4 protein-coding genes and 1 pseudogene are annotated in these 12758 nt (G+C 51.3%); 1 reads left to right on the top strand and 4 read right to left on the bottom strand.

Features of this window, described 5'->3' with window-relative positions; genetic code table 11:
- Positions 1–67: 67 nt before the first annotated feature.
- The 4 genes and pseudogenes from NXS08_RS00660 to NXS08_RS00675 form a co-directional block, all read right to left on the bottom strand.
- Positions 68–3055 carry a type I restriction endonuclease subunit R gene (locus tag NXS08_RS00660; RefSeq protein ID WP_259136182.1) on the bottom strand — a complete coding sequence of 996 codons (2988 nt, stop codon included), beginning with the start codon at positions 3053–3055 and terminating at the stop codon, positions 68–70.
- On the bottom strand, positions 3055–4371 hold the full coding sequence (locus NXS08_RS00665; RefSeq protein ID WP_259136183.1) for a restriction endonuclease subunit S: 1317 nt from the start codon (positions 4369–4371) through the stop codon (positions 3055–3057). The genes NXS08_RS00660 and NXS08_RS00665 overlap by 1 nt, the downstream gene beginning before the upstream one ends.
- Complete coding sequence (locus NXS08_RS00670) at positions 4371–6422, bottom strand: class I SAM-dependent DNA methyltransferase (protein WP_259136184.1); 2052 nt, start codon at positions 6420–6422, stop codon at positions 4371–4373. Before NXS08_RS00670 ends, NXS08_RS00665 begins: the two co-directional genes overlap by 1 nt.
- 455 nt (positions 6423–6877) lie before the next feature.
- Positions 6878–7955 (bottom strand): annotated as a pseudogene (locus NXS08_RS00675) (IS1249 family transposase).
- Between the two features lie 1418 nt (positions 7956–9373).
- On the opposite strand from NXS08_RS00675, the gene NXS08_RS00680 reads away from it, so the two are divergent.
- Positions 9374–12211 (top strand): TrlF family AAA-like ATPase, encoded by a 2838-nt coding sequence (locus tag NXS08_RS00680; RefSeq protein ID WP_259136185.1) that lies wholly within the window; start codon positions 9374–9376, stop codon positions 12209–12211.
- Positions 12212–12758: the final 547 nt, after the last annotated feature.

Genomic DNA, 12758 nt, shown 5'->3' on the forward strand with positions numbered 1-12758 from the left:
AATGGCTTGGGGTTCAAGTAGGCCCACCCGACGACGTGTCGAGCGGGCCTACGAGTGAGGTCGGCTATCAGCCTTCGTGATTGAGGCGTGCGTGAATCAACGGTAGGAGAACCCGGTCTACATCGGCCTTGAACTGTGGATCCGACAGGTACTTGATGGCGAACTCTTGGTTTTGGTTCATACGGTCGAGCACGATGTCTTGGATGCGTTCGGAGTAGACAATGGAGAACATGTCGAACGAGTTGTGGGCGCGGGACTTGACTTCGACGTCTTCGACCATGTCTTCGGTGAGCTGCTCGATGACCTTATCCATGTGAGTGAACTCGGTACCCCAACGGTCGTTGAGCTTCGAGAGGATGCTGGACAGCGTCTCCTTCTCATCTCCGCTCGAGCCTGCAGTATCAGGGTTATTTGACAGCTGTCCTTGCTCATCGGCAAGGACAATGGAGCCTTCATAGACTTGCTGGAGCCGGTAATACTGCAATGCGACCTCGTCGTCGAGATGAGGCGCGGGGTCGCCCTCGATGTAGAGCTTGCGTACCAGCAGCTTGGCGTAAGCGGCGAAGCGGTGGAGGCGCTCATCATGGTAGCGGATGATATGGGTCAGGAAATCATAATTGCGGTTGAACTTGTTCATCCTCGCCCGCACCTTCAGCTTGTCCTCATTCTCAAGTTCATTGAAGCGCGCGACAGCTGGGTCAAGGTAGGCGTTGAGACGGCTGAAGTCGAGGTTCGTTTGCTTCTTCGACTCGGTGAAGAAGACCTTGGTAAAGCCCTCGATCTCCTTGTCCGTCCACAAATGGCAAGAAGCGAGGTCGTGGTAGAGGTCGTAGACGATGTTCGGGTCGGTCTCCTCAGTGATACCGGTGGAAATGTAATAGTCCTGGAACGATTTCTGGATCTCCTCAGCGGTGTTAACGAAGTCGAGTACGAACGTGTCGGTCTTGCCCGGATGCATGCGGTTGATCCGCGACAAGGTCTGCACCGCTTTGATCCCGTGGAGTTTCTTGTCCACATACATGGTGTGCAGCAGTGGCTGGTCGAAGCCCGTCTGATATTTCTCGGCCACGAGCAGTAGATGGTACTCGCCAGTGGCGAACTTCTCTGGCAACTCCGCTTCGGGGATCTGGTTGAGCTGTTCCTCGGTGTATTTCGCGCCCTGGTCTTCGACCGTTCCTGAGAATGCCACGAGCACGCCAAGGTCTGCGTAGCCCATATGTGTGATGTAGTCGCGGAAGGCGAAGTAATAGCGCACGGCATGCAGGCGTGAACCGGTCACCAGCATGGCTTTGGCGTCACCGCCAATTTTGTGAGCGACGTTGGCGCGGAAATGCTCAATGATGATCTCGGCCTTCTGCCGCAGATTGTATGGATGCAGACTCAGGTATTTGCCGAGCGCCTTGTTGGCTTGCTTAGTGGAGTACTCAGGATCGTCCGTCGTAGTTTTCCCGACCCGGTAATAGGTCTGGTACGTGGTGTAGTTCTTGAGCACGTCAAGGATGAAGCCTTCTTCGATTGCTTGACGCATTGAATACACGTGGAACGGAACTGGGGTGGCATCGGGCACCGCGGTGCCGAAGATTTCGAGCGTTTTCTGCTTCGGGGTTGCGGTAAACGCGAAGAACGACAAGTTGGGTTGGCGGCCCTGTGTACGTAGGTCCTCGGCGATCTGTTCATCGATCTCTAGCTGTTCGGCCTCCACTTGGGCCTCGGCAGTCGCGTAGCGTTCAAGTAAGTCTTCCTCGGACTCCTTTCCCGCCGTGGCTGTATCCGCGAGCACCTGCTTGAGTTTCTCCGACGCCTCACCCGTCTGAGAGGAATGCGCCTCGTCCACGATTACCGCGAACCGCTTACCAGTAGTAGCGACCTTGCTGACATCAACAAACGGGAACTTCTGCAGGGTGGAGATGATGATCTTCACTCCATTAGCCAGCGCGTCCGTGAGTTGGCGGGCGTTCTTGTCGACCTTGACCACCACGCCAGCTGTGTGGTCCATCGCGTAAATCGTGTCCTGCAACTGCTTGTCCAGCACGCGCCGGTCGGTGATCACGATGATCGAATCAAACACTGCACGCTGCTGGTCATCGTGCAGATTCGATAGGTGGTGGGCCAGCCAGGCGATCGTGTTCGATTTACCTGAGCCAGCCGAGTGCTGCACCAGATAGTTCCTCCCCGCACCATGGTTCTTCGCGTCGGTCACGAGGGCTCGCACGGCATCGAGCTGGTGGTAGCGCGGGAAGATCAATTTATCTTTACGCCGGTCGCTCTCGTGCGGAATGAATTGGACAAAGCGATGCAGAATATCCAGCAGGGAGTCTTTCGCCAGTACCTCTTCCCACAAGTAGGATGTCTTGTACTTATCTGGCAGGGGAGGGTTGCCAGCACCATTACCAAAGCCACGGTTAAACGGGAGAAACACCGTGTCCATCCCTGCGAGCTTGGTGGTCATCCACGCCTCGTCAGTATCGACCGCAAAGTGCACCACTGCACGGCGGTTCAACTTAAAGAGTACCTCGCTGGCTGGGCGGGACCGCTTGTACTGGTCAATCGCGTCACGGTAGGTCTGTCCGGTGAGTTGGTTCTTCAACTCCAAGGTCACCACCGGGATACCGTTGACGAAAAGTACGGTGTCGACAGAGTTGTTGTTCTTTGTCGAGTAGCGCAGCTGACGCACCACCGTCATCCGGTTCGCCCAATACTTCTCTGCTAACACCTCATTCAAATCCGAACCAGGCGCAAAGAACACCAGCTTGAACCTAGTACCCAGGTCTTCCACTCCACGACGCAGAACCTCGACAACGCCGCGCCGGTCAAGTTCGCGGGCCACCCGCTTGCAGAAATTCTCGCCAGCCTTCTCCCCGTGGATGCGCTTTAAGCGTTTCCACTGCTGAGGCTGCGTGTCCCGCACGAAGTCGAGCAAATCCTGCGGATATAAACCCAAGCCCCGGTCATAGCCATCAGGGCTTCGCGACTCGTACAAGTCAAGCTCCGAGGGGCCAACATGAGTCAGCGCGTACTCAATTTCATCTTCAAACCTGCGCTCAGACGTGTCCATCACGCTACCTCTCCCACACGAATCTTGCCTGTCACCGTATCATTAATAACCTGCTTGCGATACTTACTCAACAACTCAATTTGCCGTTTGATACCCGCGATAGCCGAATCGATCGCAACAGTCTTTCGATCAAGAAAAACTGCGATTTTCCGCTGTTCATGTTTGGATGGCATGAAAAGAGGAATAGTTCGTAATGCAGAGACCTTGAAATCCCATTGATCTGTCCGGATGCCAAATGAATTCATACCGAAGAACGGTATGAATGCGTCCGATCTAATCATCCAGTTAAAGAACTCAGGAACCTCGGTTGATAAGTCGAATACGTAATATGCAGGGCTGACAATACCATCATAGAAAGATACGCCATATGACCCTTGCCACGCTTTCATTTTATTCATGACAAATTGCCCTTTGGATACCACTAGATATCCGCTCAAGTCTTCTGGAAGTCGGTTATGGTTATCTGCTGAACCTTCAGCCTCACGATCAACAACTCCTTGGTTCCTCTCTACCGAAAGAACTCTCAAGTCAGGACGATTCTTACTTGATTTACGGCGAAGGAGAGCTTTCAGAGGAATCACTCGCCACGCTTTCGGGACCTCTCCGATCCACTCGACACCGCTATCACGCATTGGTGTATTAGGATGTAGACCACGCGTCACTGTGCGCGCAATCAACTGACGCCGGTACCGCTCCAGCAACTCCGCCTCGCGTTCAAGCTTCGACACCAGCCCATCAATTTCAGCGGTTTTGGCATCGAGATACGTGACAATCTGCTTCTGCTCGTTAACCGAGGGAAGCGGAATTGGGGTTGATCGGAATGCAGAAACGTCAAGATTCTGAATGCCGGTGGTTTGGCTCAGTATCTTCCACGAATGACCCCTGTAATAGCTAGCAGCGAGAACAAACTTGAGATAGTCACTTAACACTAGCTGGTTAGTTCGGAGACGCATAGCAAAATTAGTGAAAGCAGGACCTTCATTTCCTTCATACTGTACGCAACGGCCTACAGGATGCTTTTCCCCGCCACCCGACTTCTCCACCAGCAAGTCGCCGTCACGTAAAACAAAGCGTGAGGCTGAGGCATATGTGTAAGAACGGATCGTTCGCAAGCTTCCTCCAAGAAGCTTCAAATGCTGCCAATCGAAGTCAGCGATCCGTGCGCAATATCGATCCGCTTCAGAGATGCCAGCATCCTCGCCCCAGTTTCCAGCAAGAATTTCATCCAATACGTTCCGCAGTCTTAGCCTGTTCCATTCTGCAGGAGATTCAGCAAACCACTGTAGAAAAGCGGTTCCTTTACTCGAACGATCCATCACTTCACCTGCTCGCTAAAGAGTTTGGCGATGTCAGCTTGGATGCTGGCTGAGAGCGCCTGAATTTCGGCGAGGCTCTCTACGGGGTCGCCGAGTTCTTCGTATTTGTAGAAGTAGCGGGTGAAGGGGATTTCGTAGCCGACTTTGGTTTTATCGCTGTCGATCCAGGCGTCGGGAGCGTAGGGGATAACTTCGCGCTGGAAGTATGCTTCGATGTCTTCACGGAACGGGATCTGCTCAGTGTCGCGTAGATCCGTGTCTGGTTCTGGGTTACCTTTCGCATCTACGCAGATGTCCGCGTCAGGGTTCTTTGTGCCGAGTTCGGCGACGATCTTGCGCAGGGCTGCGATGCCGATCTTTTCGCCGCGGGCTTTAATGCCTTCGCGGAGGACGTCTGTGAACTCGTCCCGGTTGAGGTACACGTGCTCAGCATCGAACGCCTCGAGGGTGGCAATGACCGCGTCCTGCACTCGCTTGCCCGCCTCGATTTCTTCTGTGCGCGCGGGTTCGGTTCGTTTCCTCGAGGTGGCAAGATCCGCGAATGGCTTGGCCTGTTTGAGTGCTTCGATCTCGTCTGGGGTGGTTTGGAAGCTCAACCGTAGCGGGCGTTCCACGACAACTTCGTGGTAACCAAAGTCTTTGGTGTCGAAGATCTTCGACACTTCGGTTTCCTGGAACGCGCCGTAGATGCGAGTGATGTCGGCGATGTTGTCTTCGGTGAGTTCCTTGCGCTTTTCACCCAGGGGTTTACGCATCCGCTGGAAATACTGGGTGGCGTCGATCAGTTGCACCTTGTTCTTGCGGCGGCGCTCCTTCTTGTTCGACAGCACCCAGATGTAGGTGAGAATGCCGGTGTTGTAGAACATCTGATCCGGTAGTGCGATGATCGCTTCGAGCCAGTCGTTCTCAAGGATCCAGCGGCGGATCTCTGATTCACCCTGACCGGCTCCACCTGTGAAGAGGGGTGAACCGTTGAACACGATCCCGATCCGCGTGCCAGGAGCATTCACGAGATCCTTGGGGTCGTAGGGCTTCATCTTCGAGATCATGTGTTGCAAGAAGAGGAACGAGCCATCCGATACACGTGGCGTTCCCGCGCCGAAACGCCCCTGGGAGCTCTTGCATTGAGCCTCGTCAAGAATCGGGTCGGAGTACTTCTTCCAATTCACGCCGAAGGGCGGGTTGCACAGCATGTAGTCAAACCGCATCCCTACCGTTTGGTCGTTGGTCAGGGAGTTACCCTGATAGATGCGCTCTTGGCGTTCGCCCTTGATCATGATGTCTGACTTAGCCACCGCATAGGTTTGCGGGTTGAGTTCCTGGCCGTAAACCTCGAGGCGGGCTGTGCGATTCAGGTCATCGACGTGCTGGGCAGCGATCGAAAGCATCCCACCGGTGCCAACCCCCGGGTCATACAGCGAGGCCATTGCTCCGTCTGCGCAGAGCCGGTTGATGTCTTCTTCTGGGTTGAACAAGAGGTTGACCATCAGGCTGATGACTTCACGCGGGGTGAAGTGTTCACCCGCTGTCTCGTTCGAAAGTTCAGAGAACCGGCGAATGAGTTCTTCAAATATGTAGCCCATCTGGTCATTGCTGACCACGTCAGGGTGAAGATTGACCTTTGCGGACGTGAACTCAGCGAGTACCTGGTAAAGCAAGCCTGCTTTGTCGAGGCGCTCAATCACGTTATAGAAGTTGTAGGCCTCCATTACCTCGCGCGCTGCCGGAGCGAAAGCCTGCACATAGCATGACAGGTTTTGTTCCAGATTGTCTGGATCGTTAAGCAAGGTTTTGAGGGTGAAGTTTGAAGTGTTCCAAAAGGGGTAGCCCGTGGCCTTCGCGTACTGCAGTTCTTTAACCTTGGATGGCACTGAGGTGTCCTTGATATCCAAGACAGCTTGCTTCGTGTCAACCAGCACTGAGTCTAAACGGGTAATCACCGTGAAGGGAAGCACCACGTCACCGTACTCGTGTTCCTTGTAGTCGCCGCGCAACAGCTCTGCGATGTTCCAGATCAAGGAGACGTGGCTGGTTAGTTTCTCAGTGCTCACTCGGATCTATCCCTTCATTCATTAACCGTTCGTAGCGTTTAAGCGAAATCAGTACCGCGATGGGGTTGCCGTAACGTATGACGTTGGCAGGCTCATCCTTCTCAATCGCTTCCTTGATCAGACGCGAAGCCTAACCATGCGAAAGATCACCGATGTTGGTATGACGCATCGGAACCTTGCGCTTGTTCGATGCCATGGGTCTCCCTATTGTCCATACGGGCCGTCCCAAGTCTACCATACAAGCTGAGCGATGGAGGCAAGACCACGCAGAATTTACATGTAAATCACCTATTGAATCTTCATGTATCTTCTAATTTAGATGTGTTCCGTTGCTCTACTATCAAGTAAGAATTCTAGTGGGGCGTGTTGAGCACAGACCCCCCCCCCCTTCTCGTGACTGGACAACGCAAGCCCAAATCAGCGGGTTGTAGGACAAATTGTGTTGTTGGGGTGGTTTAGTCCCAGTCTTGTCGGTAGGGTTGTGTGTGGTGTAGTTCGTGCCATGCGATAGCATCTCCCCATTGTGGGATAACCGCGTTTAGTTCATTATCTACTGTGGCTTTCCAATAAGCGTTTTCTATGTCTTTATCTCGTGGCATAACTTTCAAGATCTCCGCTGGAGGTAAGGGAAACTGGGTGTGCGTGTAGCACCACCAGAAAATAGCTTTAATACGCCTACTTAAACTCATTCCCCGATGGTCTCTAAGCATCTGCCGTAAAGGCGCGTTAGTGCCTCCTTCAATCTTGTTTGTAGTAGCTGGCATAAGCTCATCCCACTGCGGGTCAAGATACGTAAACAACAACTGGTTCCTAATAAGAGAGTTAATGCTTCTACACGCTTTCACAGTTTTAGCGTGAGAATACAACCACGAACGCTCATGATAGGTAACCTCCTGTAGGAAGTCATGCCATTTGGTTTGCCACTGCTGATAATCTCTAAGGCCACTGGGTTGCACTATCAAGGGTTTTCACGTGTAACAGGCGCTTACCCAGTTGGTATAGCTCCCAGTTAGGCTCGAGTTTAGGACGCGTTGTAGTCGCTGTTTTAATCTGCGTAAACACGTGGAAGACACACCGTTGTATCTTCGTGTCGGGCCAGGTGGTTTTACAGGCTTTCATAAACCCGCTCCCACCATCACAAACCACTAAATCCGGTGGAGCAATCCGGCTTAACGAGGCTTTCCACGCTCTAGAGTTCTCACTTCTAGCAACATACCAGCCAAGAACATGCCGGTCACTGCGAGCAATCAAAAAAACTGCTTCACGGCCTAAGTGTATGCCATCAACATACACAACCGGGTGCACTTCATCCACGATTGGTGGAAGCGGCCAAATATCCCAAAACTGCTGCGTATCTCTTCTGAAAGATCGCCCTTGTCCTGGCATATCTACTTGTCGAGTATGGGATAAAAGCCAGTTGAGGAAGAGAATCAGTTGTTTAGCTTCGTTGTTAATGGGATTCAAATTAGTTATCGAGCAGGTTTTGCATCGCCAGCGTTGGCGCCCAGCTTTAGTCTTCCAGTGACGAATCATCTAATTATTACAGATAGGGCATTTAGGAATATTCATACCCCCAGAATGAATCCCACAAACTAAAAACCCGACGCACCCCAGGAATACCAGGGAAAAGTCGGGTCCCGCAGCAACAACACCTGTCCTATAACCCGGAGTTTTGTGCTCTGCAATTACGCAAGGTCTTATCGGTGACCCCAAGAAACTCGGCGGTTTGCGCGGACGTCATAAGCGGTTGATCAGTAAATGGTGCGACATATTGGGCAGGTAACTGTTGAATATCAATGTTGTGGATAATCATAAAAACCCTTCGGGAATCGGAATTTACTCCGCGTCCCTAGGGGGAGCTGAAATCCCTAGACCTATAAGCTCCCAAAAAACGACTCATTCAGCGCTACCTTCTCGCGCACGATTTCGCGATAAGGTTTACTGTATCATGAAACTTCCAACTTTGTAACAAATGCGACCGCATGTCCCGACTTTGACAACTCGGGACAGGACAAGGAAGGACGTCTTTTGCATAAAAAAGAGCCGAAAAGCCCGCTCTCAAGATTGCACAGAGAGAAGGGAGGGCGTGGCGATCGTGAACTTTAGGCTTTCTGCTGCGGTTTCAAACTATCGCAGTCTGCCAAATGTATCTGTGCCACTAAAATCCCTGGTAAATGCCATTTCTTTCCAAATGGCACAGCTCTTTTGCCTAAATTAGAATATATACTTAAATCCTGGAATTGAAATACCGTATAGATATAAAAATCATCTGTGCCACCCAAGGTAATTCGAGTTTTCTGCACAGTGGCAACAAAAAGTATGGCACAGATGCATCTGTGTCATCTATGCCAAATAAATTTTGCATCGGCTCGCCCAAAGCCATGCCGCCCCGCCCTCTGTGCTCTCGGGACAGTGGAGTATGCAGCGACTCAGTGTGAACTCACTTAAGCCGCCAAGCAATAACTCAAAATCAGCAAGTTACCGTCACTGCGAAGTTCAATACATATACCACGAAGCCCACCAAGTAGTGGTTAGCATTAATATGTTGTAACGCTGATCACTTTTTAAGCTCAGAAGGGAAATCCTTAAACTTTTCAGCGTACTTCGCTGACTCGCAGTTTTACGCGACGAATTGTAGAACTCCCAAGCCCCGCTACGGCAAAACTACGCCAAAAATAGCACAGGCCAGCTTCATGTTAGACGATAAGCCCCAGCCTGTCTTCGCCTTGGTAGTCTCCTGCTCGGGTTAGTATAGTAGGTGTAGAGAGGGGCTTAGGCTTTAAAGTAGCGTAGAAACAAACCCGTCAGTCGTTTAAACTGATAGCATTTCCGTATTCTCATTTAAACGACAGAAGGGTAAAATAAATTGGAAAGTACTTGTTTCTTTGGTTTTGTACTCTCCTATGCGATACCTGTCAGGACAACGAGAGACTTAATGCGGAAGATGTAACATGAACGGTGAAGTGAGTACGCGTAGTTTGGAATTAGCCGATAAGGGAGGTCATTTCTATCGAGCCGACTTCCAAGTGCATACGCCTCGCGATAGTGCGTGGGATGGAGAGCGCCCGGAGAATCGCGACCAGTGGGCTGCTGAATTTGTAGCTAAGGCACGAGAGAAAGGGCTGAACGCCGTCGCAATCTCCGATCATCATGACTTTGCTTATTTTCCGTACATCAAGAAGGCAGCGGCTTGCGAGAAGCTACCGGATGGTAGGGATGTTCCAGATGCGGACCGGTTGGTCGTATTTCCGGCACTAGAACTCTCACTCAGTGTCCCGTGCCAGGCAATCATGATCTTGGATGCTAACTTCCCTGAAGATCGACTCGATGACGTACTCAAGGCGATGCATTTCGATCCCATTGATAGCACTATCAAGGAACTCCCGAATACCGCGGTGTTGCCTGATTCTGGGGACATTAATCTATTACATGAGAAGCTCGACAAGTACGACTGGCTCAAGGGGCGGTACATCATTCTTCCCAACGTCTCGCCTAAAGGTCATAAGACGCTTCTACGTACATCGTTCCAAGAGAAGTACCGCACAATGATTCCGGTTGGTGGCTATCTCGATGGGTCTATTTCCAAGCTCGAAAGTGCAAAAAATGCCGGCGCGAAACGGATTCTTGAAGGGCAAGACAAGAACTGGGGTTCGAAGCGTTTGGCATTATTCCAGACATCAGACGCGCGCAGGTCTGATTTTTCGACGCTCGGTGAACATACAACTTGGGTTAAATGGGCCAATCCTACAGCCGAGGCTATTCGCCAGGCGTGTTTGGCACAGGAGTCTCGGATTTCCCAAACGTCACCGGCAATACCAAATGTATGGGTCTCTCGCGTTTTTGTGTCGGATAGTAAGTTTATGGGGAAAATCGATATTGCGCTTAACCCACAGTACACTGCACTGATCGGAGGGCGTGGGACGGGTAAGTCGACGGTGTTGGACTATCTTCGGTGGGCTCTGTGCGACCATCCTGCACACGTAGCAGAAGACGACGAGGTTGTGGATCCGCTCACCCGCCAGCGGAAGATTGTAGAAGCAACACTCAAGCCGTGTGACGCCTATGTGGAGGTGCACTGTGTAAAAAACGGGATTGCGCACGTCGTTCGTCGCCATGCAACTAACGGTACAATTGAGCTTAAGGTCGGAGATAGTGAGTTCGAGAAGGTCAGCGAGACTACGATTCATAGTTTACTACCGATCCAGGCGTACAGTCAGAAGCAGTTGAGCAGTGTAGCAATCCGTGTTGACGAACTCCTTGAATTCGTCACCGCACCTATCAAGCCCCAATTAGAAGCGATTGATCGTGAGTGGCAAGAGGCTGCTGGTCGGCTTCGTGAGAACTACGCAACGCTTCAACGGCACCGAAATTTGTCTTCCGAAATCGAACGTGGCGATTTTCGTAGCAAGTCGTTATCCGGGCAGTTACAGGTCCTGCGTAACAGTCTTGAAGGAATCTCCGAAGATGATCGGAAGATTCTCGATAGTAAGGCTGGACATGACAACTTGAAGTCAGGGCAATTGGCCTGGCTCCAGCATGTCGAGTCTGCCCGTGTTGGTCTTGAAAACCTACTCAAGTCGCTCGACTCGTCGTTCGAGCAGATTTCGATGCCACCATTCGTGCCAAAGACGCTATCTGATGAGGCCGATGTGCTGTTAGCATCGACGCTCGCTGCTCTAATCAAGCTTCGTTCGGAAATCCAACAGCTAGTAACTGACTTTAGTGCCCTCACAGCAGACGGCGGTGCGATAGATATTCCCTCTAGAAGATTAGCAGAGAAGATCTGTAAGTATGAGGAAAGCTATCGAGAGGTGAAAGAACGATCGTCTGCACACCAAGCCAAGTTGGCCGAACTAGCTAATTTGGAGGAACAGCAACGCGATACTCGTGAGCTTTTGGAAAAGCAACGAGCTGAACGTGACTCCCTTGGAAAACCACACGAGAAGCACTTGGAGTTACGCGGTAAGCTAACAGCTACACAAATGAAACGGACGAAGGCTTTGCAGACAGAGTGCAAGGCTCTCGCCTCATCTTCGGACGGCACGATTCGTGCTACCCTATCAATCAAGCGCGGATTCAAAGCGATTCAGTCTAAGTTCAAGGATTTATTAACCGGATCGAGTCTCCGATCGAGCAAGATAGAAGGCTTCTTCGAGAAGCTTGTAGAGGAGCCGAATCCGGAAGTGGCCTGGGAACGTGTGTTGGAGGAGCTTGAGTCGCTGGCCTTGCTCGGGCAGGATGCTGACATTACTACGGAGCATACAAGCAAACTGAGTGATCTTGGTTTGACGAAAGCCGATCAAAAGCGAATCCAATCGAAGCTCACGCCTGATGAGTGGCTTGATTTATCGCTGACCAAGTTGTCTGCCTTCCCTGAGTTTGAATATCGGGCTAAGGAAGGTGAGTATATTCCGTTCGACTCTGCATCAGCTGGGCAGCAGGCCTCGGCTCTGCTCAGTACCCTACTTTCGCAGGGAACAACACCGCTAATTATTGATCAGCCTGAGGACGATCTTGACAGTGAAACGGTCTTGCAGATTGTGTCCAAGATTTGGAGCTCCAAGAGCAGGCGCCAACTGATATTTTCCAGTCATAACGCGAATTTGGTTGTGAATGGCGATGCCGATCTTGTTCTGGTCTGTGCCTATTTGAATGCAGGTGATCAGTCAGCTGGTCATATCAAAGAGCAAGGGGCTATCGATATGACTGCGGTGCGGGATGCGATCACGTCTGTAATGGAAGGTGGTGAGCGTGCGTTTCGCTTACGTAAGGAGAAATACGGTTTTTGAAGTTTATTGCCTTCGGCTGATCTGGCTTTGTGTATGCCAGTGGGTAGTCCAAAGCCACTAAGCTTTACTGGCCACTTAGGCATTCTAATCGCAGGTCATTCCTCTGAGGATCGTTTGGGTGTGGGCGTTCGGCTTTGAATCCGCTGGTGCCTATAGAGTCTCGGATTGGTATTGTATTTCGGTCCGCTCAAATCGTTCGGTTATCGGAAATGCTAAAGGTTTAGTTGACCTATATAGTTTTTTATATTGGCCGGCCAGACCAGGTAGGGCAGAAATTTAGGGTAAAGCCCAAGATAGTTCTAACAATTGGGTGCGCACCCTCTAAAGGCAATGCGCATCATTGTGTCCAAACGGTTGTTATTGTCGCTCCGTGCTATAGTTCCGGGTCGCTGTTGCTGAAGTTTACCAAAAGATGTTGCTGAAAATCATGAGATTACACAGGCACTTTGGATCCTACTAAAAGTAAATGATCCCTAATCGGCAAGAGTTCGACGCGTGCGCCCTGGGCTCCACCATTAAGACGCTCATTTTGATACGAAAATTTGGG

The organism is Gleimia sp. 6138-11-ORH1, assembly GCF_024814355.1.
Taxonomy (GTDB): Bacteria; Actinomycetota; Actinomycetes; order Actinomycetales; family Actinomycetaceae; genus Gleimia.

Bases quoted from the DNA above. Each gene is read 5' to 3' on its own strand.
- NXS08_RS00660 (WP_259136182.1), bottom strand. From the start codon at position 3,055: ATGGACACGTCTGAGCGCAGGTTTGAAGATGAAATTGAGTACGCGCTG.
- NXS08_RS00665 (WP_259136183.1), bottom strand. From the start codon at position 4,371: ATGGATCGTTCGAGTAAAGGAACCGCTTTTCTACAGTGGTTTGCTGAA.
- NXS08_RS00680 (WP_259136185.1), top strand. From the start codon at position 9,374: ATGAACGGTGAAGTGAGTACGCGTAGTTTGGAATTAGCCGATAAGGGA.